The 22,694-nt window shown below is 71.8% G+C and carries 18 protein-coding genes, 1 tRNA gene and 2 pseudogenes; 12 read left to right on the forward strand and 9 right to left on the reverse strand.

The features are described from left to right. The first annotated feature begins 6 nt into the window (after nucleotides 1-6). From OG338_RS09080 to OG338_RS09110, 7 genes and pseudogenes are all read left to right on the forward strand, one after another. Nucleotides 7-1,173, forward strand: coding sequence for an acyl-CoA dehydrogenase family protein (locus OG338_RS09080; protein WP_405936830.1), 1,167 nt, complete (start codon nucleotides 7-9; stop codon nucleotides 1,171-1,173). A 416-nt stretch (nucleotides 1,174-1,589) separates the two neighbouring features. Next, entirely contained in the window at nucleotides 1,590-2,381 is a 792-nt protein-coding gene (locus tag OG338_RS09085) for a GntR family transcriptional regulator (RefSeq protein ID WP_405936831.1), read from the forward strand. Next, nucleotides 2,378-3,049, forward strand: a complete 672-nt coding sequence (locus OG338_RS09090) for a YdcF family protein (RefSeq protein ID WP_405936832.1) — start codon at nucleotides 2,378-2,380, stop codon at nucleotides 3,047-3,049. The genes OG338_RS09085 and OG338_RS09090 overlap by 4 nt, the downstream gene beginning before the upstream one ends. A 3-nt stretch (nucleotides 3,050-3,052) precedes the next feature. Beyond that, a pseudogene (locus OG338_RS09095) lies at nucleotides 3,053-3,157 on the forward strand (acyl-CoA dehydrogenase family protein); the annotation flags it as partial. A 211-nt stretch (nucleotides 3,158-3,368) separates the two neighbouring features. After that, nucleotides 3,369-4,007: pseudogene (locus OG338_RS09100) on the forward strand (DUF4157 domain-containing protein); the annotation flags it as partial. Between the two features lie 43 nt (nucleotides 4,008-4,050). Beyond that, the gene (locus OG338_RS09105) at nucleotides 4,051-6,168 is read left to right on the forward strand and encodes a hypothetical protein (protein ID WP_405936833.1); all 2,118 of its coding nucleotides are present in this window, start codon (nucleotides 4,051-4,053) and stop codon (nucleotides 6,166-6,168) included. 121 nt (nucleotides 6,169-6,289) lie between these two features. After that, on the forward strand, nucleotides 6,290-7,321 hold the full coding sequence (locus tag OG338_RS09110) for an ABC transporter substrate-binding protein (RefSeq protein WP_405936834.1): 1,032 nt from the start codon (nucleotides 6,290-6,292) through the stop codon (nucleotides 7,319-7,321). A 57-nt stretch (nucleotides 7,322-7,378) separates the two neighbouring features. Here OG338_RS09110 and OG338_RS09115 read toward each other — a convergent pair whose 3' ends face one another. Beyond that, a complete protein-coding gene (locus OG338_RS09115) occupies nucleotides 7,379-9,040 on the reverse strand; it encodes a beta-N-acetylhexosaminidase (RefSeq protein WP_405936835.1) in 1,662 nt (553 codons plus the stop codon). 322 nt (nucleotides 9,041-9,362) lie between these two features. Here OG338_RS09115 and OG338_RS09120 point away from each other — a divergent pair, with 322 nt between their 5' ends. Next, the gene (locus tag OG338_RS09120) at nucleotides 9,363-9,638 is read left to right on the forward strand and encodes a hypothetical protein (protein WP_018105728.1); all 276 of its coding nucleotides are present in this window, start codon (nucleotides 9,363-9,365) and stop codon (nucleotides 9,636-9,638) included. 72 nt (nucleotides 9,639-9,710) lie between these two features. Further along, nucleotides 9,711-11,540: a glutamine--fructose-6-phosphate transaminase (isomerizing) gene (glmS, locus tag OG338_RS09125; protein ID WP_018105727.1), complete on the forward strand. Its 1,830-nt coding sequence runs from the start codon at nucleotides 9,711-9,713 to the stop codon at nucleotides 11,538-11,540. A 158-nt stretch (nucleotides 11,541-11,698) separates the two neighbouring features. On the opposite strand, the gene OG338_RS09130 is transcribed toward glmS, so the two are convergent. Further along, nucleotides 11,699-12,220, reverse strand: a complete 522-nt coding sequence (locus OG338_RS09130) for a universal stress protein (protein WP_405936836.1) — start codon at nucleotides 12,218-12,220, stop codon at nucleotides 11,699-11,701. Nucleotides 12,221-13,133: 913 nt separating this feature from the next. Between OG338_RS09130 and OG338_RS09135 the strand changes: the two genes are divergently transcribed. The 3 genes from OG338_RS09135 (at nucleotide 13,134) to OG338_RS09145 (ending at nucleotide 15,137) form a co-directional block, all read left to right on the forward strand. Continuing rightward, complete coding sequence (locus OG338_RS09135; protein WP_405936837.1) at nucleotides 13,134-14,336, forward strand: helix-turn-helix domain-containing protein; 1,203 nt, start codon at nucleotides 13,134-13,136, stop codon at nucleotides 14,334-14,336. Nucleotides 14,337-14,346: 10 nt separating this feature from the next. Beyond that, on the forward strand, nucleotides 14,347-14,949 hold the full coding sequence (gene orn, locus OG338_RS09140; RefSeq protein WP_405936838.1) for an oligoribonuclease: 603 nt from the start codon (nucleotides 14,347-14,349) through the stop codon (nucleotides 14,947-14,949). 115 nt (nucleotides 14,950-15,064) lie between these two features. Beyond that, nucleotides 15,065-15,137, forward strand: a tRNA-His gene (locus OG338_RS09145). Between the two features lie 66 nt (nucleotides 15,138-15,203). Here the strand turns inward: OG338_RS09145 and OG338_RS09150 are convergent. From OG338_RS09150 to OG338_RS09180, 7 genes are all read right to left on the reverse strand, one after another. After that, nucleotides 15,204-16,568 carry a hypothetical protein gene (locus OG338_RS09150; protein ID WP_405936839.1) on the reverse strand — a complete coding sequence of 455 codons (1,365 nt, stop codon included), beginning with the start codon at nucleotides 16,566-16,568 and terminating at the stop codon, nucleotides 15,204-15,206. Next, the gene (locus OG338_RS09155; RefSeq protein WP_405936840.1) at nucleotides 16,565-17,593 is read right to left on the reverse strand and encodes an SIS domain-containing protein; all 1,029 of its coding nucleotides are present in this window, start codon (nucleotides 17,591-17,593) and stop codon (nucleotides 16,565-16,567) included. The genes OG338_RS09150 and OG338_RS09155 overlap by 4 nt, the downstream gene beginning before the upstream one ends. Further along, nucleotides 17,590-18,192: a GNAT family N-acetyltransferase gene (locus OG338_RS09160; RefSeq protein WP_405936841.1), complete on the reverse strand. Its 603-nt coding sequence runs from the start codon at nucleotides 18,190-18,192 to the stop codon at nucleotides 17,590-17,592. The genes OG338_RS09155 and OG338_RS09160 overlap by 4 nt, the downstream gene beginning before the upstream one ends. Beyond that, the gene (locus OG338_RS09165; protein WP_405936842.1) at nucleotides 18,189-19,148 is read right to left on the reverse strand and encodes an O-methyltransferase; all 960 of its coding nucleotides are present in this window, start codon (nucleotides 19,146-19,148) and stop codon (nucleotides 18,189-18,191) included. Before OG338_RS09165 ends, OG338_RS09160 begins: the two co-directional genes overlap by 4 nt. Before the next feature lie 61 nt (nucleotides 19,149-19,209). Continuing rightward, nucleotides 19,210-20,343, reverse strand: coding sequence for a GNAT family N-acetyltransferase (locus OG338_RS09170; RefSeq protein WP_405936843.1), 1,134 nt, complete (start codon nucleotides 20,341-20,343; stop codon nucleotides 19,210-19,212). Beyond that, nucleotides 20,340-21,587 (reverse strand): MFS transporter, encoded by a 1,248-nt coding sequence (locus OG338_RS09175; protein WP_405936844.1) that lies wholly within the window; start codon nucleotides 21,585-21,587, stop codon nucleotides 20,340-20,342. Before OG338_RS09175 ends, OG338_RS09170 begins: the two co-directional genes overlap by 4 nt. Further along, entirely contained in the window at nucleotides 21,584-22,684 is a 1,101-nt protein-coding gene (locus OG338_RS09180; protein WP_405936845.1) for a GNAT family N-acetyltransferase, read from the reverse strand. The genes OG338_RS09175 and OG338_RS09180 overlap by 4 nt, the downstream gene beginning before the upstream one ends. Nucleotides 22,685-22,694 lie beyond the last annotated feature (10 nt).

Consider the following 22,694-nt stretch of genomic DNA (forward strand, 5'->3'; position numbering starts at 1 on the left):
GTCCCCATGTCCCTGGACCACCGGCTGACCGCCGAGCACGAGGAACTGCGCCGTACCGTCGAGGAGTTCGCGCACGACGTGGTCGCCCCGAAGATCGGCGACTTCTACGAGCGGCACGAGTTCCCGTACGAGATCGTGCGCGAGATGGGGCGGATGGGCCTGTTCGGGCTGCCCTTCCCGGAGGAGTACGGCGGGATGGGCGGCGACTACCTCGCGCTCGGGATCGCCCTGGAGGAGCTGGCCCGGGTCGACTCCTCGGTGGCGATCACGCTGGAGGCGGGCGTCTCGCTGGGCGCGATGCCGGTGTTCCGCTTCGGCACCGAGGAGCAGAAGCGGCGGTGGCTGCCGAAGCTCTGCTCGGGCGAGGCGCTGGGCGCGTTCGGCCTGACCGAGCCGGACGGCGGTTCGGACGCGGGCGGCACCCGGACGACCGCCGTGCGCGACGAGGCGGCGGGCGAGTGGGTGATCAACGGCTCCAAGTGCTTCATCACCAACTCCGGTACGGACATCACGGAGCTGGTCACGGTCACGGCGGTGACCGGCCGCAAGGAGAACGGCGCCCCGCTGATCTCCTCCATCATCGTCCCCTCCGGCACCCCCGGCTTCACGGTGGCCGCGCCCTACTCCAAGGTCGGCTGGAACGCCTCGGACACCCGCGAGCTGTCCTTCGCCGACGTCCGCGTCCCGCTGGGGAACCTGCTCGGCGAGGAGGGCCGGGGCTACGCGCAGTTCCTGCGCATCCTGGACGAGGGCCGCATCGCCATCGCGGCACTCTCGACCGGCCTGGCGCAGGGCTGTGTGGACGAGTCGGTGAAGTACGCCGCCGAGCGGCACGCCTTCGGGAAGCCGATCGGCGCCAACCAGGCCATCCAGTTCAAGATCGCGGACATGGAGATGCGGGCGCACATGGCCCGCATCGGCTGGCGCGACGCGGCGTCCCGGCTGCTGGCCGACGAGCCGTTCAAGAAGGAGGCGGCCATCGCCAAGCTGTACTCCTCGACGGTGGCCGTGGACAACGCCCGCGAGGCGACCCAGATCCACGGCGGCTACGGCTTCATGAACGAGTACCCGGTGGCCCGCATGTGGCGCGACTCCAAGATCCTGGAGATCGGCGAGGGCACGAGCGAGGTCCAGCGGATGCTGATCGCACGGGAGTTGGGGCTGCAAGCCTGAGGAACGGCACCGAGCGCACCGGTCGGGGGCCCGGCACCGGACCCCCGACCGGATATCCGGCCGCGTGGGCCGAACCCCCTCAGTCCTCGCCCTCCGGCACGTAGTCGGGGCACAACGAATGCCCGCACTCGCACGGAGGCCAGCGGAGCGCCGCACCGGGCACGAGGTCGGCTCCCTCCGCCCCCGCATCGGCGGTCGGGACGATGAGGACGCCGTCCCTCCCGAATCGCTCCGTTAACCGGGACAAGCCCTGTCGCGCCTTGCTGCCGCCCGTCATCGCATCCACACCTCTCAGTTGCACCACAGTCCTGGGATTGCACCCAAGTGAGGTAGATAGTGGCTCGCAGTCCCGAGACTGTCAACCATCTCGGTGCTGTGCTTGACTGCTCCTTGAGACGTCGCGAGAGGAGTTGCGCATGGCGCCCAAGTGGCGGGAGTTGGCGGACAGGCTGGCCGACCGAATCCGGAGCGGCGCCTACTCCCCGGGGGACCGGCTGCCGCACATCAGGGATCTCGTGGAAGCGGGCGAGGGCTCCAAATCCACGGTCCACGCGGCATACCGGGCCTTGGAGGCCGAAGGTCTGGTCACCTCGTCGCGCGGACACGGCACAGTCGTACGGCAACGGCCCCCGCTCAAGCGTCTCGGTGTCAGCCGGTACGACAAGGCCAAGTGGCGCGACGGCGACGAGGTCGCTTTCATCGCCGACCGCGTGGCTTCCGGGCGCGCTCACAAGCGGGACGACCAGACGCAGACGGTGAGACGGGTCGAGGCACCACCCGCTGCCGCTGCCGCGCACGGCCTGACCCCCGGTTCGCACGTCTACGCCCGCGCACGCATCGTGCGAGAGGCCGGGCAGCCGACGCATACGCTGACCAGCTACTACCGCCCCGAGCACGTCGAGGGCACACGTCTGGTCGACCCCTCCCCCGGCCCGGCCGGCCGGGGCGGCGGTTTTCGCGTGCTCTACGACGCGGGCTATGAGATCGACCGCATGCGCGAGGAACTCTTCGCACGCCCCGCGACCCCCGAGGAATCGAAACTGCTCATGCTGGCCGGGGGTGAGCCGGTGGTCGAACTGCACAGGACCGTGTACACGGCGGACGGAACGGTCGTCGAGTTCGCGATAGGCGTGCACGCCGCCTCGCGATTCACCTGGTCGTACGACTTCGACGTCCCCGACTCGGCCCAGGGCGGAGGCACCTCATGACCGTCTCCTCCCAGTCGTGGTCGGACGCCCTGCTGTTGTGGGACCACCACCTGATGCACCACGACCCGCGCCCCTGCTCGGTGGCGATCGGCCTGGGCAGCCATGACCTGGGGGTCGCGGACATGACCGTGCGCCTCTACCAGGGCGGTATGGCTCCCCTCATCGTGTTCACCGGCGCCACCAGCCCCACCACGCGTGCGCGCATGCCGCGCGGTGAGGCCGTGCACTATCGCGAGCGGGCACTCGAACTCGGCGTCCCCGACCGCGCGGTGCTCATCGAGCCGCGCGCCCGCAACACCGGGGAGAACATCCGCTTCTCCCGGGCGGTTCTCGAAGAGGCAGGCGCCCCGGTCTCGTCCGTCCTGCTGGTGAGCAAGCCGTACGAGGAACGTCGCGCCCACGCCACCGCACGCAAACTGTGGCCGGGAGTCGCCTTCGTGTGTGCCTCGGCCCCCGTCACGTTCGAGGAGTACCTGGCCTCGATCCAGAACGACCGCATGGTCATCGACATGCTGGTCGGCGCATTGCAGCGCCTGATGATCTACCCGGCGCAGGGCTTCATGGCCGCCGACCCCGTTCCGGACGACGTGGCTGCCGCGTACGAGCGGCTGTGCCGAGCAGGCTTCACGAGCCGGCTCATCTCGGACGAGGCCAACGCGTACGGATAGCCCCCGTGCGCCCGCATGTGGCGCGACTCCAAGATCCTGGAGATCGGCGAGGGCACAAGCGAGGTGCAGCGGATGCTGATCGCACGGGAGTTGGGGCTCCAGGGCTGAGACGGGCCGCGCGATCCGGCCGCGCGTGGGATGCGTAAAACCCGTCTAGCCCGCGGGAGGTGCGATGGCCAATGATCGGGGCATGCGCGCACAGGACAAGCAGGACGCCGCCCCTCGCCCGGTCCGTACGGAGCCCGCTGCCGCGCGCTCGGCCGATGCCGTGGGGCCGGCCGTGGTCTCCGATGCCATGGGGCCGGTCGGCCTGGCCGGGATGGCCGGTCCCGCCGGCACGGTCGGCTCCGGGGGCACGGTGGTCGGGGGCCGGCTGGGGGCGTTGCAGCGCTCGATGGGCAACGCCGCCGTCGTCCGGGCGCTGGAGCGGCAGTGGCAGGCCGACTGCCGCATACCCGAACTCCCTTACGGGCATGGCGAGCCGGCGCCCGTACAGCGCCATGAGCACGGGCCGTCCTGCGGGCGCGGCGAGCCGGCTCCCGTGCAGCGTTCGTCCGTGCCGGACGTGCTGCGCGGGCCCGGGCGGCCGCTGGGCGAGGCCGTCCGTACGGAGATGGAGGCACGGCTCGGCGCCGACTTCTCCGATGTGCGGCTGCACACCGGGCCGGCCGCCCAGCGCTCGGCGGCCGAGGTCAGGGCCCGCGCCTACACCTCGGGCAGCCATGTCGTCATCGGCTCCGGCGGCGCGGACCGGCACACGCTGGCCCATGAGCTGACGCATGTCATCCAGCAGCGCCAGGGGCCGGTCGCGGGCACCGACAACGGCTCGGGGCTCCGGGTCTCGGACCCCGCCGACCGCTTCGAGCGCGCGGCGGAGGAGAACGCCCGCCGGGTGCTGGCCGGTCCCGCGCCCACCGGGGCGGCGCCCGTACAGCGGACGGCGGACGGCCAGGCCCGTACCGGCGGGGAAGATCGCCGTACAACGCCTCGGCGAGGGCGAGGTGCCCTTCGACCACGCCCAGTACTACGCGAACACGAACTGGCAGGCGTCGGCCGAGCAGTTCGAGCAGCGGCTCGGCGCGTACGCCTTCCGGCACCCGAGGGCGCTCGCGGCGGCGCGCAAGACGGTGAACCGGCTCAAGCAGCTGCTCATCAAGTACAGCCGCATCGAGCACAAGGACTCCGCGCTCGCCAACAAGTCGTTCTTCAAGGACGACCGGACCAGCGCCGGGCAGGTGGGCGAGAAGATGACCACCACTCAGATCAACGACTTCTTCTCCCGGGACGGCAACGTCCGTGAGCTGATCACGGCCGTCTACAACGCCGCCTACTACAACAAGGGCGCCGAGCTGTCGCTCAAGAACATCCTCAACAGCATCATCGGGCCCAGGCCGCAGCTGGCGTCGACCCTCGGCATGAACGAGGAGGAGCTGAAGAAGCACTCCGCGTTCCTCAACAGCTGGACCCGGCTGCCCCTGTGGGCCGGGGCGAGCGCCGTCGGCAAGGGGTACAACTACGAGAAGGACCCGTATGCCCTGGGCGGCCTGCTGTGGCAGTCGGACTCGGAGACCATAGCCGGCGACACCCGCGAGATGATCAGCAGCCAGGGGCCGCGCAAGGAGCGCAGCGAGGCCGGCAAACTGGCCAACCGCAAGACCCCCCGTGACTACGAGACCCGCGGCGCCCCGCTCAGCGCGCGCGAGCTGGAGTTCGCGGGAAAGCCGGGGCCCGACGACAAGCTGCCCTGGAACGAGGGCGCGGCCTACTGGGAGATCCAGCAGAACGAGGCATGGCCGAAGGCGAACGCCGAGCGAGGCATCCCGGTCGTCGCCGGCATGTCCGGCACCACGACCCGGATGCTCAAAACCTTCCAGTGGATCAACGTGTCCGGGGTGGACGTCTTCGACTACCGGATGGCGCTGATGGGCTGGATGCTGCCGTCCTGGGACCACTCGCTCTACGAGATCCTGCGCGGCTCCTGGGCGGCCGGGGTCAAGGGGCCGGGCGAGACCGCCGCCCGGGCGGGCAAGGGCGCGGCGCTGATGTACCAGAGCATCGCGCCCTTCACGGAGGAGGAGCTGCGCCGACACGTCTGCGTCGACGGGCAGTTCCCGCACGAGCTGATGTATCTCGCCCAGGCCGACGCCGCCCGTGCGGTCAACCCCGCGGCGAGCGGCTTCATGGAGCCCGGCCAGGCGACTGCCGGCCTGGCGCGGGACAAGTACGACGCGTTCGTGGCGGGCGACGTCCTGCCCGCCACGAAGCAGATCACCGAATGGAAGCAGCGGAACGACGGCGCCTCCACCCAGGCCGTCGCGGAGAAGTTCAAGCCCGCGCACGCGACCGCGCTGATGACCTACACCGGTGGTGCGCACCAGATGATCAACTCGGTGCTGCGCAGCCGGCTGCTGCCCGAGGGGTACGCGCCGTACGGCACGGGCGGCCTGGCCGCCGCGGGTGCCGAGGCCATCTCGCTCCAGCAGATCAAGAAGCAGCTCAAGTGGGCCGCGCAGGACCCCGATGCCGAGCCGGTGAACACCCTCGATGAGGACCCGGTGATCGCGCCGCAGCTCGCGGCCGCCAAGGGCACGAACCAGGCGGCCAAGGAGGCGGCCGTCGCCGTCATCGACGCGCGCGTCGACCTTCTCGCACCCGTGCTGTTCGAGGAGATGAAGGCGCACGCCGACATGACGATGGAGGCGCTGAAGCGGCTTCCTCCCGTCACCGGCACCGTCTTCCGCGGCGACTGGAACGCGGGCGGCGACGAGTCGGTGTACCAGCTCGGCAAGCAGGCCGCGCTGAACTACCGGCCGGGCTCCGTCTTCACCACCTCCTTCGACAGCACCAGCCGGGAGGAGCCCGTGGCCATGGACTTCATGCGCGGCCAGAAGGTCTCCGGCAAGGCGACGCACCGCATCCTGCTGGAGCTGACACTGACCGGGAAGTACGGCCGCGACGTCGAGCCGTTCCACCGCTACCAGGACACCGAGGCGGAGGTCCTGCTCATGCCGGGCGCGAACTTCAAGGTGACCAGGAGCGAGTGGAAGCAGGACCCGCGCCACGACGCGACGAAGGGCGGCAGCGCCTGGTACGAGCACGTCTGGGCGACGGAGGCATGAGGGCGGCGCCCGTCCACCGGGCCGGACCCCGTCGACAGGTCGACAAACGCTGAGGTTAGGCTAGCCTTCCTTCGAACGTGTCACCTGCCGGTCTCCGGCTCGTACGAAAGCGGATTCCGTCATGAGCACAACCCGAGTGTCCCGTCCCACCCGCCGCGGCCTGCTGGCCGCCGGCGGCGCCATCGGTCTCGGCGCCGTGCTCGCGGCCTGCGGCGGAAGCGACTCCAAGGACTCCGCCGGCTCCGGCGCCAAGAGCGCCGACGCCGGGCCGTGGAAGTTCGAGGACGACCGGGGCCAGGTCGCCGAGGCCAAGTCCGTGCCGAAGAACATCGTCGCCTTCACCGGTGTCGCCGCCGCCCTCCACGACTACGGCATCGAGGTCAAGGCGGTCTTCGGCCCGACGAAGACCGCGGACGGCAAGCCGGACGTGCAGGCCGGCGACCTGGACATCAGCAAGGTCGAGATCCTGGGCAACGTCTGGGGCGAGTTCAACGTCGAGAAGTACGCGGCGCTCGGCCCGGAGCTGCTGGTCACGGCGATGTGGGAGAAGGACGCCCTCTGGTACGTGCCGGACCAGTCCAAGGACAAGATCCTGAAGCTGGCCCCGAGCGTCGCCCTGTGGGCCGCCGAGACCACCATCCCGAAGGCGATCCAGCGCCACGAGGACCTGGCGGCCTCGCTGGGCGCCGATGTGAAGTCCGCGAAGGTCACCGCCGCGAAGACGCGGTTCGAGAAGGCGGCGGCCCGGCTGCGCGCGGCCGCGAAGTCGAAGCCGGAGATCAGGGTCATGGTCGGCTCGGCCAGCCAGGACCTGTTCTACGTCTCGCTCGCCAAGATGTCCGCCGACACCCTGTACTTCCAGGAGCTGGGCGTGAAGTTCGTGGCGCCGAAGGTGAACGAGGCGGGCTTCTTCGAGGAGCTGAGCTGGGAGAACGTCGACAAGTACGGCGCCGACATCATCATGATGGACAACCGCTCCTCGGCGCTCCAGCCCGAGGCGCTGACCTCCAAGCCGACCTGGGAGCAGCTGCCCGCGGTCAAGGCGGGCCAGGTCGTTCCGCGTACGACGGAGCCGATCTACAGCTACGACAAGTGCGCGCCGATCCTGGAGGACCTGGCGAAGGCCATCGAGGACGCCGAGAAGGTCGCCTGACGCGGCGGTTCACCGCCCCCGGCGGCCGGAGGTCCGGTCGCCGGGGGCGGTGCCGTGTCACCTCCCGGTCGTCTCCGACGCCGGCCACGGGACCTGCGGCGAGCGGTAGTAGTCGATGCCCTGGGCGGTGAACCGCTCCCCGAGCGCCGCCAGACGCACCTTGTACGTGTCCCAGTCGTGCGTCGACGCCGGGGACCAGGCGAGCTCGGCCGCACCGGGCAGCCTCGGGAACGCCATGGCGTCGATGTCGTCGCTGTCGGTCAGGGTCTCGGACCAGATCGGCGCCTCGACGCCGAGCACCGCGCTCTCCGGGGCGCCGGTGAGATACGTCCCCGGGTTCCAGTCGTAGCTGCGCCGGACCTCGACCGTGCCGGCCCACTTCAGGCCCAGGACGGTCTCGTCGGTGTACTTCATGTCGAGGTACACCCGGTCCGCCGGCGACAGCACCAGCCTGGTGCCGTTCTTCGCCGCGTCCGCCACCTGCCGCCGGTCCGCGGCGCTGGTCTTGTCGTAGCCCCAGTACTGCGCGACGGCGCCCTTCACCGGGTCGGCGCCGGTCAGCTGGTGCCAGCCCATCACGGTCTTGCCGTACTTGCCGACGATCGCCTGGGCCCGGTCCATGATCGCCACGTAGTCCTCATGGGTGGTGGAGTGCGCCTCGTCGCCGCCGATGTGGAAGTAGCGGCCGGGCGTGAGCGCGGCCACCTCGCCGACGACGTCGTCGATGAAGTCGTACGTGACGTCCTTGCCGGCGCACAGCGTGCTGAAACCGACCTCGATGCCGGTGTAGAGCGGCGGCGCGGCACCGTCGCAGTTCAGCTCGGCGTACGAGGCGAGCGCGGCGTTGGTGTGGCTCGGCATGTCGATCTCCGGGACCACCTCCAGGTAGCGGGAGGCCGCGTAGCGCACGATCTCCTGGTACTGGGCCTTGGTGTAGTAGCCGCCGGGTCCGCCGCCGACCTCGGTGGAGCCGCCGTACGTGGCCAGCCTCGGCCAGGAGTCGACGGCGATGCGCCAGCCCTGGTCGTCGGACAGGTGGATGTGGAAGGTGTTGATCTTGTACTGGGCGACCTGGTCGATGTAGCGCTTGACCTCGTCCACCGAGAAGAAGTGCCGCGCGACGTCGAGCATCGCGCCCCGGTAGGCGTAGCGCGGGGTGTCGGTGATGGAGCCGCCGGAGATCCGCCAGGGGCCCGTCTGCCGGGTGTCGCGCTCCACTTGGGCCGGGAGCAGCTGGCGCAGGGTCTGGACGCCGTGGAAGAGCCCCGCGGGCTGCCGGGCGGTGATGGTGACGTTGCCGCGCCCGGAGGTGAGCGTGTAGCCCTCGTCGCCCAGCTTGCCGGCCCGGGGGTCGAGCCGGAGCCGGATGCCGTCGGCGCCGTCCTCGGTGGTGACGGGCAGGGCGAATCCGGTGGAGGGGCGCAGCAGGCCCGCCAGGTAGTCGCCGATCCTGCGGGCCTCGCCGGAGGCGCCGAGGGTGCGGATGCGGGTGGAGCTGCTGAGGACGTACGGGTCGCCGCCGGGTCTGACCGAGGCGGGGGCGGGCACCACCTGGCCGAGCGGCCGGGGCGCCCACGCCACGACGGACGCGCCGGCGGCGGATGCCTCCGGGGCGGCGCACGCGCTGGAGACACCGGCCGCCGCGACGAGAAGCAGCGAGCCGAGGAGCCGGGGCAGCGCACGAGGAAGAGCACTGCGGCGTACCGGGTGCAGTCTCACAAGCCGGGTCCCTTTCTGGGGGTCACTCTGCGGGGTCTCCTGACCTTTCTCCGTCGCCATGCGTACCGCGCGTCTCACGGGTGGTCAAGGTGTAGACCACTTACCGGCGTTGGTCACCCAGGCACCCTGATGAGCTTTTGCGTCTTATGTGCACATTCACCCTTTTGGCTCCGACCACCGCCGCGTCACCCCTCCCCCGCACCCCCCGCACCGCCCTCGCGAAATCCACCCAAGCCAGAAAAACGGGGCCACTATCGCCGCTCCTTGCCCGATATCGGGCAGGATTGTTGCGCTCGGGCCCCTTCCGCCGCAGTATCGACGGGTGCTCGAACGCCTCTCGTCGTACGACGACCTCATTGACCACGTGGTGCGCAGCACCACGCTGCCCCGCGGCGAAGCCGCCCGGGTGATCCTCGACGTGCTGGCGTACTTCGACGAGACGACCGAGGTCTTCGTCCGCCGCCGCCACCGCGAACTACAGGCCGGCGGCCTGGTGAACACGGAGATCTTCGAGCGGATCGCGGCCGAACTGCCGCACCGCGCGGTCGCGCCGCCGGAGCTCTCGCTCCGCCAGCTGCGCCGGATCGTCTACGGCTGAGGCCGCCTCACGGCCGGGCGCCCCTTCACTTGTTCGTCTCACTCATTCGTCGTCGGAGGACAGAAAAGCTCTATGTGCGGAATCGTCGGTTACATCGGAAAGCGTGACGTGGCCCCGCTGCTGCTGGAGGGGTTGCAGCGGCTGGAGTACCGGGGTTACGACTCCGCCGGGATCGTGATCACCGGGAAGCCCGCGGCCGGCAAGCCCGCCGCTCTGAAGTCGGTCAAGGCCAAGGGCCGGGTCCGCGAGCTGGAGTCCCGGGTCCCCAAGCGCTTCGCCGGTACCACCGGCATCGCCCACACCCGCTGGGCCACCCACGGCGCCCCGAGCGACGAGAACGCCCACCCGCACCTGGACGCCGAGGGCAAGGTCGCCGTCGTCCACAACGGGATCATCGACAACGCCTCCGAGCTGCGCGCCCGGCTGACCGCCGAGGGCGTCGTCTTCCTCTCCGAGACCGACACCGAGGTGCTGGTCCACCTGATCGCCCGCTCGGACGCCGGGACGCTGGAGGAGAAGGTCCGCGAGGCCCTGCGCTCCGTCGAGGGCACCTACGGCATCGCCGTCCTGCACGCCGACTTCAACGACCGCATCGTGGTCGCCCGCAACGGCTCCCCGGTCGTCCTCGGCATCGGCGAGAAGGAGATGTTCGTCGCCTCGGACGTCGCCGCCCTGGTCGCCCACACCCGCCAGGTCGTCACCCTGGACGACGGCGAGATGGCCACCCTGAAGGCCGACGACTTCCGTACGTACACCACGGAGGGCTCGACCACGACGGCCACGCCGACCACCGTGGAGTGGGAGGCCGAGTCGTACGACATGGGCGGCCACGACACGTACATGCACAAGGAGATCTCGGAGCAGGCGGACGCCGTCGACCGGGTGCTGCGCGGCCGGATCGACGACCGGTTCTCCACGGTGCACCTGGGCGGCCTCAACCTGGACGCCCGCGAGGCGCGCGGGGTCCGCCGGATCAAGATCCTGGGCTGCGGCACCTCGTACCACGCGGGCCAGATCGGCGCCCAGCTGATCGAGGAGCTGGCCCGCATCCCCGCGGACGCCGAGCCCGCCTCCGAGTTCCGCTACCGCAACCCGGTCGTGGACCCCGACACGCTGTACGTCGCGGTCTCGCAGTCCGGTGAGACGTACGACGTGCTGGCCGCCGTCCAGGAGCTGAAGCGCAAGGGCGCCCGGGTCCTCGGTGTGGTCAACGTGGTCGGCTCGGCGATCGCCCGCGAGGCGGACGGCGGCACCTATGTGCACGCGGGGCCCGAGGTGTGCGTGGTGTCCACCAAGTGCTTCACCAACACCGTGGTCGCCTTCGCGCTGCTCGCCCTGCACCTGGGCCGCATCCGGGACCTGTCGGTCGCGGACGGCAAGCGGATCATCGAGGGCCTGCGCAAGCTGCCCGCCCAGATCAGCGAGATCCTGGCGGGCGAGGACGAGATCAAGCGGCTGGCCGCGGAGTACGCGGATGCGAAGTCGATGATGTTCATCGGCCGGGTGCGCGGGTACCCGGTGGCCCGTGAGGCGTCGCTGAAGCTCAAGGAGGTCTCGTACATCCACGCCGAGGCGTACCCGGCGTCCGAGCTGAAGCACGGCCCGCTCGCCCTGATCGAACCCGCGATGCCGACCGTGGCGATCGTGCCGGACGACGACCTGCTGGAGAAGAACCGCGCCGCGATGGAGGAGATCAAGGCCCGCAGCGGCCGCATCCTCGCCGTGGCCCACCAGGTCCAGGAGAAGGCCGACCACACCATCGTCGTACCGAAGAACGAGAACGAGCTGGACCCGATCCTCATGGGCATCCCGCTCCAGCTCTTCGCGTACCACACGGCACTGGCCATGGGCCGGGACATCGACAAGCCCCGCAACCTGGCGAAGTCCGTCACCGTCGAATAGTCACGTTACGCAGACGAGGCCCCGCGGTCGGTGACCGCGGGGCCTTCCGCGTACCGGCCCGAATCGGCCCCGGGGCGGCCGGGAAGGGCCCATACGGCGTTTTCCACAGGCGAGTTGACGCCACGGGGTCCAGGGCGCGCCCCGGGGCGGCTGACGGGCTACGGGATGACCACGACCGGCCGCTGGGCGCGGCGGGCCAGCCGGCCGGCCACCGAGCCGAAGAGCTTGCCCACCAGGCCGTGCGTGGAGCCCACCACGATGGCGTCCGCCGAATACTCCCGGCCGACCTCCTCCAGCTCGTGGCAGATGTCCCCGCCGCGCTCCACGAGCACCCAGGGCACCTCGGCGAGGTAGTCCGCGCAGGCGAGCTCCAGGCCGAGCACCTCGGTGCGGTGGTCCGGCACGTCCACGAAGACGGGGGGCTCGCAGCCCGCCCAGACCGTGGTCGGCAGCCGGTTGGCGACATGGACGATGATCAGACCGGAGCCCGTCCTGCGGGACATTCCGATCGCATAGGCGAGGGCCCGCTCGCTGGAGGTCGAGCCGTCGAAGCCGACGACGACCCCATGCCGGAAGGCGGGGTCGCACGGACGGCGCGCTTGTTCGGCCGCCAGCGGGTCCGACACGGGGTCGGCTACCTGCTTGCGGTCCGCGGGTTCGGGGATTTCGTGACCGGCCATCGGTGTCTCGGCGAAGAGAGTCCTCGTAAGGAGAGCGACGTGGAAAGGTGCGTCAGCGGGCGGTGTCGTGGTGTCCGGGAATCATCTTCCCAACCCCTTACCCCCAAGGGTACGGCCCCACTCCTCCATTGCCCGCCCCGCGCACAGCGGCGTGCGGCGTTTTCCGGAGCATGCCCGAGACCGGGCCCGGATGGCAATGCCGGTTGCCCTCTACACAGACGTACCGGCCACCGCCCCGGCCCCTTGCGGCGCCCGGCCCGGCCACCCCGGAAGGGGCCGCGCGGACGGTCCGGGGGCGTCGCCCGCGAGGAGCGGAACCCACCCTTCCGGGGGAGTCGGCCGAATCCCGTGGACCGTCCGGAACCCACCGCGCGGTCTGCTCCGGGGACGGCCGGTGGAGCGGTATTCGGCTGCCCGTCCGAACCGGTCCCCGGCCGGGGGTGCCGAACCCGCCGCCGGGCCCGCCGGCCCCGGCCGGGGGCGCACGGGGGCGGTCGGGCGCCCCGGGTTGTGCGCCGGTAGAACGACTGATTTCCGCACACGCGACCGTACATTTTCAGCCAACTTCAGGGACCGGTCCATTCCTTGTCGAAATGGCCGATCAACCCCCTTGCCACCAGGCAGGAAGAGACCGGGCGGTACGCTTCCGCCCAATGGGGACGGGCCATGAACGCCGGACGCACTTCCCTGCACGGGCCGTGAGTGAAACGCTTCGCGATCGAACGCTTCCCGCCAGGTTGCCTTGTCGACAATGAGCCGGTTGGTGAACTTGTCACGACGGCACCACGGGACGCAGTAGATTCGATCTTGGGCGTCGAAGGCCGGGAACTCGTGCACGACCGAGGGGACAAGTGCAGGTGCGACAGGCCCGTAAGGACCAGGAAGACGCGAAAACCGAGGGGGGCTTAGCGTCATGAGCCAGGACTCCGCCACCGCAACGGAGGCTGTACGAAAGCTGGGCGGAAGACGACGCCGGGAAGTCGTCGCCGTGCTGCTCTTCAGCGGTGGCCCCATCTTCGAGAGCTCCATCCCGCTGTCGGTGTTCGGAATCGACCGCCAGGACGCGGGAGTTCCGCGCTACCGGTTGCTCGTGTGCAGCGGCGAAGAGGGTCCGCTGCGCACCACCGGCGGACTCGAATTGACCGCGCCCTACGGGCTGGAGGCGATCAGCAGGGCAGGCACCGTCGTGGTGCCCGCCTGGCGCTCCATCACCTCGCCACCGCCCTTGGAGGCGCTGGACGCGCTGCGCCGCGCCCACGAGGAGGGCGCCCGTATCGTCGGCCTGTGCACGGGGGCCTTCGTGCTCGCCGCCGCCGGGCTGCTGGACGGCCGGCCGGCCACCACTCACTGGATGTACGCACCGACGCTGGCCAAGCGCTATCCGTCGGTGCACGTCGACCCACGCGAACTGTTCGTGGACGACGGGGACGTGCTGACCTCCGCCGGGACGGCGGCCGGCATCGACCTGTGTCTGCACATAGTCCGCTCGGACCACGGCACGGAGGCCGCCGGGGCACTGGCCCGCCGGCTCGTCGTGCCGCCCCGGCGCAGTGGCGGTCAGGAGCGCTACCTCGACAGGTCTTTACCAGAGGAGATCGGCTCCGACCCGCTCGCCGAGGTCGTCGCCTGGGCGCTGGAGCATCTGCACGAGCAGTTCGACGTGGAGACGCTGGCCGCGCGTGCCTACATGAGCCGGCGGACCTTCGACCGGAGGTTCCGTTCGCTGACGGGCAGCGCACCGCTCCAGTGGCTGATCACCCAGCGGGTGCTCCAGGCGCAGCGCCTCCTGGAGACGTCGGACTACTCGGTGGACGAGGTCGCGGGCCGCTGCGGCTTCCGCTCGCCGGTCGCGCTGCGCGGGCACTTCCGCCGCCAGCTCGGCTCCTCCCCCGCCGCGTACCGGGCCGCCTACCGGGCCCGCCGTCCGCAGGGCGGGGCGCCGGAGCCGGTCGTGGTGACGGAGGTGGCGGTGCCCAGCCAGGGCACCGCGCAGAGCCGCCGTACCGCCGTCCCCGGTCCGTCCGGCGCCGCACCCGCGGTGCTGGAGGCGAAGGCGGCCACCGACGTGTTCGCCGCGGGCCGCCCGGCCCTGCCCGGACAGCGGAGCGCCCCGTAGGGTGGAGCCCATGAACGACCGCATGGTGTGGATCGACTGCGAGATGACCGGGCTCTCGTTGGCGGCTGACGCGCTCATCGAGGTGGCCGCGCTGGTCACCGACTCCGAGCTGAACGTGCTCGGCGAAGGGGTGGACATCGTGATCCGCCCGCCGGACGCGGCGCTGGAGACCATGCCCGAGGTGGTGCGGCAGATGCACACCGCCTCGGGCCTCCTCGACGAGCTGGCCGGCGGCACGACGCCGGCCGACGCCGAGGAGCAGGTTCTCGCCTATGTCCGCGAGCATGTGAAGGAGCCGGGCAAGGCGCCCCTGTGCGGGAACTCGGTCGGCACCGACCGCGGCTTCCTGTCCCGGGACATGCCGCTGCTTGAGGGCTATCTGCACTACCGGATCGTGGACGTCTCCTCCATCAAGGAGCTGTCCCGCCGCTGGTATCCGAGGGCGTACTTCAACAGCCCGGAGAAGAACGGCAACCACCGGGCGCTCGCCGATATCCGTGACTCGATCACCGAGCTGCGGTACTACCGCGAGGCGGTCTTCGTCCCGCAGCCCGGCCCGGACTCCGAGCAGGCGAAGGCGGCGGCCGCGCGAGTCTCGCAGCCCCGCGCCTGAAGGCGCTGGTCACGGCCCCTCCGGGGGCCGTGACCCCCCGCCGGGAAATGAGTGCGCGAGCACCCTCCCGGACCCTGTACACTTTTTCTCGGCCGGTCGGAAACGCCCGGACGTGGTGGGTATAGCTCAGATGGTAGAGCACCTGGTTGTGGTCCAGGATGTCGCGGGTTCGAGTCCCGTTACTCACCCTCTCAAAGAAGCCCCTGATCTGCGGAAGCGCAGGTCAGGGGCTTCTTCGTGCCCGGAGCCGGCCGTCAGCCGACGGTGAAGACGCCCGTCGTGCGGGTGAGCGGGTTGGTCCCGTAGTTCACCACGGCCGACGCCTCCACCGGGGCCGCCCGGACGTCGGTGCCGGCGTAGCCCTCCGGGGTGAGGAACATGCCCCAGGCGGCGACCCAGTCGGTGAGCGCGCCGGTGCCGGGGGCCGTCGCCGGTTCGGTACGGGGGACGACCCGGCGCTGCACGATCCACCGGTTCCCGGGCTCGGCGGCGGCCGCGGTCAGACAGCCGCGCAGCGCCTCGTCCCACCGGGCGTCGTCGCACTCCCAGCCGGGCGTGATCCCGCTGCCGCCGAAGTCGCGCAGCGGCTTGAGCAGCAGCTCCGCCCGGTGGGCGCGGCAGTGGTCCAGCAGGTCGGTCTCCCGGCCGTCCAGCTCCACCGGGCCCTCGGCCAGAATCCGGGTCCAGGGCAGCAGCCGGCCGACGAGGGCCCGTTCGCCGGGTGTGAACGCGGTGCTCAGGCGGGGGTCCGAGAGCAGCGCCAGCGTGCCCTTGTTGGAGTAGAGCGAGCTGTCCATGGGCGTCCACAGGACCGCCCGGCCCTCCTCGTGCGCGCGGAAGGCGAGCTCCGCCCGGGCGGCGGCCGCGGGGTCCGCGCAGAGGTCGTCCACCGTGAAGAAGCGGAACACCACGTCGACCGGTGAGCCGGCCAGGTGGAGGCGGTCGCCCCGCTCGGTGAGGGCGTCCAGCTCCCCCAGCTCCAGCGCGATGCCGAGATTCCGCATCATCGAGGCGAAGGCCAGCAGCAGGTGCCGGAAGGCCGTCAGGCCGCCGGGCGCGCAGACCAGGCCGACGCGGGGCTCCCGGCCGCCGGTGACCGGGCCCGCCGCCGCGCGCAGGGCGGCGGCGATCCGCTCACCGGTGTGGACGTGCGCGAGGCCGTGCTCGGCGGCGAACGCGGCGAAGGCCGGGTGGCCGAGCAGGGCCCGCTGCATCTCCGAGCGGTCCGTGCCGCCCAGGTCGCTGGCCACGTTGAATTCGAGCAGCTTGAACGAGGAGCCGTCGTGGTAGAGGTCGGCCCGGCCGTAGCGGGTGGCACCCGTGGCGGCGAATCTGCCGAGGACGGCCGCGCGGTCCGGTGCGATGCCGAGTTCGGCGCAGTAGCGGCCGGTGTCGCCGTCGAACAGCCGTTGCGGAAGGGAGCCGAGGAGCGTGAAGAGGGCGTTCACGTCCTCGGCGGTACGCCGCAGTTCCTCACCGTCCACGAAGAGGGGACGGGAGAGCATCCGGTCCCCCCAGCAGTCCTGGAAGGCGCGCGGGAACGAGGTCTCCGCCACGAGGGCGGCCAGCCGTTCGTCGCGCAGATAGGCGTCGGTGACCTCCGCCGCGGTGCCGGTCACAGGGTGACCGCGCGGACCGCCGAGGCCCAGGGCTCGGCCTCCAGGTGGGTGAGGTCGGGGCTCGCCCCCGTCCGGGCCGCCGCGGCGGACACCAGGCGCTGGAAGGGGACCACGGTGACCAGCGGCCGGACCAGATCGGGGACCGGTGCGAAGGGCAGCGCGGCCGACGCCTCGGTGTCGCAGAGGAAGACCGGGGCGCCGAGTGCGCGGAGCAGCGTACCCAGGTCGTCGGTGCGGCCGCCGTCGGACCAGGCGGGCCGGATCAGGAACCCGGCGGTGGCGGAGGTGAAGACGGCGGGGGTGCCGTGGAGGGCGAATTCGGTGTGCAGCGCCTCGGCCCAGCGGTAGGTGCCCTCCTTGATCTTGAGCGCCGCCTCGGCCGCCGTGATCGCGTCCAGGCCGGTGCCGGCGACGAGCACCGGTGCGGTGGCCTCGGCCAGGGTGTCCACGGCGGCCGGGGCGAGGGGCAGGTCCAGGGTGCGGCGCAGCGCGTCGGGGACGGTGCGCAGCGCGTCGGTCAGGGGCTCGGCCCGGTCGCCGAGGTAGGCGGCGACCAGGCGGGCGAGGAGGGTCAGCGCCGTGACGTACGAGACGGTGTGGGTGCTGGCCTTCTCCTGCGGGCAGGTGCGCAGGAGCGTGTCCGCGAGGGGGGCGTGGGCGCCGTCGCCGGTGATCGCGATCGTCGTGGCGCCCGCCTCGGCGGCGAGCCGCAGCACCTCGTTGGGGAACGTCTTGGTCCCCCGGTGGCTGACCACCACGACCTGGTCGGCGGGGGTGATCCGTTCGGTCAGGGCCAGGTCGTGGGCGTCGACGGCGGCGGCCCGTACGGTTCCGCCGCTGAGCAGGCGCACCCAGGCGGCGGCCGTGCGGCAGGCGTGCAGCGAGGTGCCGATGCCGGTGAACAGGAGGGGCCGGGCGGGGTCGAGCGCGGGCAGTTCGGTGTCGAGCAGGGCGGCGACGGCGTCGGGCTGGCCGGCGACGTGGCGGTCGAAGGCGGCGGATCCGGAGGGGGCGGGAGTGGTCACGGTGAGGTCTCCTCGGTGATGCGGGCGAGTACGTCGTCCAGCGGGGTGCCGTCGTAGCGGGCGCAGTTCCGCGGGAAGGTGTGCTGGTAGATGTCCAGGTCGATCAGGTGTCCCCGTTTGTAGCCGATCTTCCTGAGCACGCCTTCGTGCCGGTAGCCGTTGCGCAGGACCATCCGGCGGGACGCCTCGTTGTCGGACGAGATGAAGGCGACCACGGTGGACATGCCGGCCCGTTCCGCCTCCTTCGTCAGCCGGGTGCACAGGGCGCTGCCGACGCCTCGGCCCTGGGCGTCCGGGGAGAGGTAGACGGACAGTTCGGCGCTGGCCAGATAGCCCTTGCGGGCGGAGAACGGGCTGAGTGTGCCGTAGCCGGCGAACCGGCCCCCGGCGTCGGCGGCCAGGGCGGGGTAGCGGCCGTGGTGCGCGGTGAGCCAGGCGCCGAGCTCGTCCAGGGACTTCTCCCGGTAGTCCAGGGTGGCGTCGGTGTGGTGGACGGCGTGGCGGAGTGCGGCCTGGACGTCGGGCAGGTCGGCGGCGGTCAGCGGGCGCAGCACGACGTCGGTGGCGGCGGCCGCGGTGGCGGCCGGGGAGCGGGTCACCGGGCGGCCTCGCGGACGGTCGCGCCGGGGTTGCGGCGGTAGATGCCGGTGCCTTCCGAGCTGGGCACCAGGCGCTGGCTGTCGTAGTGCGCGTCGAGGTGTTCCTGGAACCGGGCGTACTGTGCCCGGTTGTTGGCGATCCGGCCCGCGAAGTAGCGGTTGTCCGTGAGGTTTTCGAGCAGCATGTTGTGGGCGATCAGCAGGCCGCCGGGGCGCAGGGCGGGGGTGGTCGCCGCCATGATCGGGTAGTAGATGGCCTTGTCCACGAGGTCGGGGTCGGTGCCCTCGGGGGCGTGCTGCGGGGCCGGGCCCTCGGCGTCCAGTACGCACAGGTCGAAGGGTTCCAGCGTGCCGCCGAAGGCGATGGCGTCGGTGGTGGCGAACTCGACTCCGTCGGCGAGGCCGAGGGCTTCGAGGTTCCGGGCGGCGAGCGCCATGGTGCCCGGGTCGATGTCCACCAGGGTGGCGGTGCCGCCGGCCGCCCGGATGCCGGGGATCGCCCACACGGCCCAGTAGCCGTAGTAGGAGCCCGGGAAGACGGCGCGGCGCGGGGCCAGGATGTGACACAGGGCGAAGAGGAGTCTGGCCTCCTCCGGGAAGATGTACGTCGTCCTGTCCTCGTGTACGAAGCCGGCGGCGACCCGGTCCCGGAGGGCGTCGAACTCGGCCTCCGGGTAGGCGACGGAGCCGATCAGGCCGTCCTCGTGAAGCGTGTGCAGGACGTGCTCGGTGAAGCCGCGTTCGTCGGCCGGGAAACGGGTGGACAGGTGCAACTGGTCCTCGGTCAGCCCGGCTTCGGGCGCCGTGAGCGCGCCCGTGTGCAGCCAGGAGCAGTAGTCCGCGCGGCTGAGCCGGCCGCTGCGGAACGCCTGGTACTCCGGGACCTCGCGCAGTGCGCGGTCGATGATGTCGAAGGCGACCCCGGCGGCGGGCGGGGCAAGGGTGGTGACGGTCACCGTCGGACACTCCAGGTTCTGGTTCGGTGGAAGAAGGGGGGAGGGCGGCGGGCGCGCGGTGTCAGCCGTTGCCGGCCGGCCGGCCGTCGGGGTCCAGCGGCAGGACGTAGGTGCGCTGGGTGGTGGAGGTGCAGCCTCGGGAGCGCTTGGCGTCCTCGCTGCCGAGTCCGTAGTGGACGGTGTGCACCGCGTTGCGTGCGGCGTGCTCGACGACCCGGTAGTAGAGCGTCTCGTAATAGAGCGGCAGCTTGTCCTGGAAGGCGTAGTCGAAGCCGGCCCGCAGCGCGTACCAGCAGGACGCGTGTCCGGCGAGCAGCCCGAATCCGCGTACCTCGCCGTCCGCGACGGCCGCCGAGACGAACGCGTCGTCGCCCAGGACGGCCAGGGTGCGTTCCAGCACCTCCAGCGACTGTTCGGCCTTCCAGTGCCCGAGGCCGTACTTGGCGAACAGTTCGGCCTCCAGCCCGGCCAGGCGCGGCAGCGGGAAGTCGCCGAGCGGCGCCATGACGTGTTCGACGCCCGCGGCCTCCAGGGCCCGGCGTTCGGCGCGGATACGGCGTCTGCGGTGGCCGGTGAACCGGGTGAGGTAGTCCTCGAAGCCGCCTTCGGGGATGTCCAGGCGGCTGTACCGTCCGGCCTCGGCGGCGAGGTAACCGCGTTGCCTCAGCGCTTCGTTGAGGAGCGTGTCGGACTCGTCGGTGTAGAGGAACGAGACCGACCGGGCGCCGCGTGACCTCGCCCATTCCTCCGTACGGTCGAGCAGGCGGGCCACTTCGGCGGGGCCGGCGTCCGGGGCGAGCAGCATGCGGTTGCCGCCCACGTGCCGGCCCCCGGCGACCACCCCGGGCAGCAGGACGTCCGTGGCGTCGCCGCCGAGGGCGGCCAGCAGCTCCGCCGCGCCGGGCAGTCCCTCCCCGGCCGACGAGGCGAGCACGGTGTCGGGGCGGACGAGGGTCCATGGGACGGTCCGGTCCGCCAGGGCGAGGGAGAGGCCCGCGAGCGGGGTGCCGTCGCCGGCCGGGACGGTGAGGTAGCGGGTGTCGACCTTGCCGGTGGACTCCACCACGCTCATCCAGCGGCGGCTGAGGAAGAAGTCGTCGTCCCCGACCAGGGGGTCCCAGCCGGCCGCGGTCAGACCGGCGACACGGTCCGCCCCTGCGGGCAGGGTGCCGGGTGTCGCGGTGTCGGATGTCATGGTGTCGGGCTCTCCTTACGGGCGAGGAAGCCGGCCGTCAGCGCCAGCGCGCCGAGTACCCAGAACAGGGCGGCGGGCCGGACGGCGAGCATCGAGGTGACGAACAGGGGGGCCAGGGCGGTGGCGACGCCCACCGGGATCTGGTTGGCGGCGAGATAGGCGCCGCGCCGCCGTTCTGTGGGGATCGAGGTCAGCACCACCGCGACCGTCTGGAAGACGATCATTTCGCTGACGGTCCACCCGGTCATCGCGGCGGCCAGGACGGCCGCGGACGCCCCGGTGCCGTTCCCGGCGCCGAGCGCCCCGGCAACCGGGAACAGGAGGAACGACACCGTGGCGATGAGCGCCCCCGCCGACAGGACCCGGCCGGGGCTGTGGTGCTCCAGGCGCCGGCTCAGGGGAAGTTGCCCGAGGGCGAGCAGGGCGGTGTTGAGCGCGAACAGCGCGCCGACCGTCCAGCCGGGCAGGCCGAGCACGGTGAGGAGGTAGACCGGCACCGCGCTCTCCAGGGCCGCTGCGGCGAGGAACAGCAGGGCCCCGGCGAGCGCGACGCGCACGAAGCGGGGGTCCCGCCACGGCGATCCCCCGGCCTCTTCCGGCGGGGTGCCGCTCCGGGCGGCCGTGGCGTCCGTACGGTCCGCCGACCGGCCGCCCAGCGGCAGATAGAGGAGCGCCGCCAGCAGGAAGCCCACCGCTGTCATCAAACCCAGCGACGCGTAGCCGAAGCCCCGGCCGACCAGCAGGCCGCCGAGCAGCGCCCCGCATCCCACGCCCGCGTTGAACACCGTGCGGGACAGCGCCAGCCAGCGCCCGCGCTCCGCCTTCGTCGTCCCGGCCAGGGTGACGGCGAGCAGCGGGCTGCCGATCTGCTCGGCGCGCGCGCCCAGCGACGACAGCATGGCCAGGACCAGGAAGGCGGTCAGTCCGTCGGCGGCCAGGAACCCGGCGAAGGCCGCGCTCCGGGCGAGCGCGGCCCCGATCAGCAGGGTCCTCGGCCCGACCCGGTCGGCGAGCCTGCCCAGTACGGACATCAGCGGCAGCACCGCCAGGGTCACCGCGGTCAGCCCGGTGCCCACGGTGGCCAGCGGCAGGGCCGCGACGTCCTGGAAGAACAGCAGGGCGAACGAGAGGAAGAAGCCGGTGCCCAGTGAGTTGAGCAGCCCCGCCGAGGTGAACCACCACACACCGGTCCCGCCCGGCAGCACGCCTTCCCGGCCCGGCCCGGTCTCCGTGGCCGTGCTCACGACTCCTCCAGCCGCAGCAGATACGCGAACTGCGTGTCGGCCAGGCAGCCCCGGGAGCGCTTGGCCTCCTCGCTGCCCAGGCCGTAGTGGATGCCGGTGACGCCGTGGGCGGGCGCCTCCAGGGCGGGGCGGTAGTACAGGGCCTCGAAGTAGAGCGGCAGCCGCCCCTGGTAGGCGTAGTCGAAGCCGGTCTGCCGGGAGTACCACTGGTCGCGGTGGCGCAGCAGTACGGCGTAGCCGCGGATCTCGCCGTCCCCGGTGACCCGGGAGACCAGCGCGTCCTCGCCCATGAGGTCCGCGATGCCGTGCAGCGCCGCCTCGGTGTTCGCCGGGGCCCAGTCCAGTCCGTACTTGGCCATCAGCTCCGCCTCCAGGACCGCCAGCCGCGGGATGTCGGCCCTGTCGAGCGGGGCGAGGGAGGAGGTGATGCCCGCCGCGCTCAGCTGCCGGCGGTCCGCCTGTGCCCGGCGGCGGCGCTTGCCCGGGAGCGCGGCGAGATAGCCGTCCAGCCCGCCGGCGGGCAGCGGGAGCCGTGCGTACCGGCCCGACGCGTGGCGGCGGTAGCCGCGCCGCTCCAGCAGCTCCCGTAGCGCGGTGTCCCGTTCGTCCACGAAGGGGAAGGCGACCGAGGCCGCGCCGACGGACCGGGCGTGTCGCTCGGCCCGGTCCAGGAGGCCGTCGGCCGTGTCGTCCGGTGCGCCGTCCCGCAGCAGCAGCCGGCTGCGGCCCATGTGCCGGCCGCCGCAGACCAGGCTGGGCAGCAGGGCGGCCGGGTCGCCGGTCTCGGCCAGCAGGCCGGCCGCGCCCTCGCGGCCCTCGGCGGCGCAGGCGGCGAGGAGGGTGTCGGGGCGGGCGAGCACCCAGGGCGCGTCGCGGTCGCCGACGACCGTGACCAGGGCGCCTTCCAGCTCCTCGCCCCGGTGCCGGGTCAGATAGCGGATCGGGGCCGCCGTGGTGCGTTCGGCGAGTTCGAGCCAGCGCCGGGAGAGGTGGAAGTCGTCACCGCTCAGCAGCGCCTCCCAGCGCTCGTCCGCCGGTCCGGCGCTGCTCGTGTGCTCCTGCCAGGTGCCGGGCGGGCGCACCGCGATGTCCGTCATGACTGTGTGT

Origin of the sequence: Streptomyces sp. NBC_00726, from assembly GCF_045161735.1 — a bacterium.
In the GTDB taxonomy this organism is placed as follows: domain Bacteria; phylum Actinomycetota; class Actinomycetes; order Streptomycetales; family Streptomycetaceae; genus Streptomyces.

Excerpts from the sequence above, each read along its gene's own strand:
- OG338_RS09080 (WP_405936830.1), top strand. The coding sequence starts at position 7 with ATGTCCCTGGACCACCGGCTGACCGCCGAGCACGAGGAACTGCGCCGT.
- OG338_RS09085 (WP_405936831.1), top strand. The coding sequence starts at position 1,590 with ATGGCGCCCAAGTGGCGGGAGTTGGCGGACAGGCTGGCCGACCGAATC.
- OG338_RS09090 (WP_405936832.1), top strand. The coding sequence starts at position 2,378 with ATGACCGTCTCCTCCCAGTCGTGGTCGGACGCCCTGCTGTTGTGGGAC.
- OG338_RS09110 (WP_405936834.1), top strand. The coding sequence starts at position 6,290 with ATGAGCACAACCCGAGTGTCCCGTCCCACCCGCCGCGGCCTGCTGGCC.
- glmS (WP_018105727.1), top strand. The coding sequence starts at position 9,711 with ATGTGCGGAATCGTCGGTTACATCGGAAAGCGTGACGTGGCCCCGCTG.
- OG338_RS09130 (WP_405936836.1), bottom strand. The coding sequence starts at position 12,220 with ATGGCCGGTCACGAAATCCCCGAACCCGCGGACCGCAAGCAGGTAGCC.
- OG338_RS09135 (WP_405936837.1), top strand. The coding sequence starts at position 13,134 with ATGAGCCAGGACTCCGCCACCGCAACGGAGGCTGTACGAAAGCTGGGC.
- orn (WP_405936838.1), top strand. The coding sequence starts at position 14,347 with ATGAACGACCGCATGGTGTGGATCGACTGCGAGATGACCGGGCTCTCG.
- OG338_RS09170 (WP_405936843.1), bottom strand. The coding sequence starts at position 20,343 with ATGACATCCGACACCGCGACACCCGGCACCCTGCCCGCAGGGGCGGAC.
- OG338_RS09180 (WP_405936845.1), bottom strand. The coding sequence starts at position 22,684 with ATGACGGACATCGCGGTGCGCCCGCCCGGCACCTGGCAGGAGCACACG.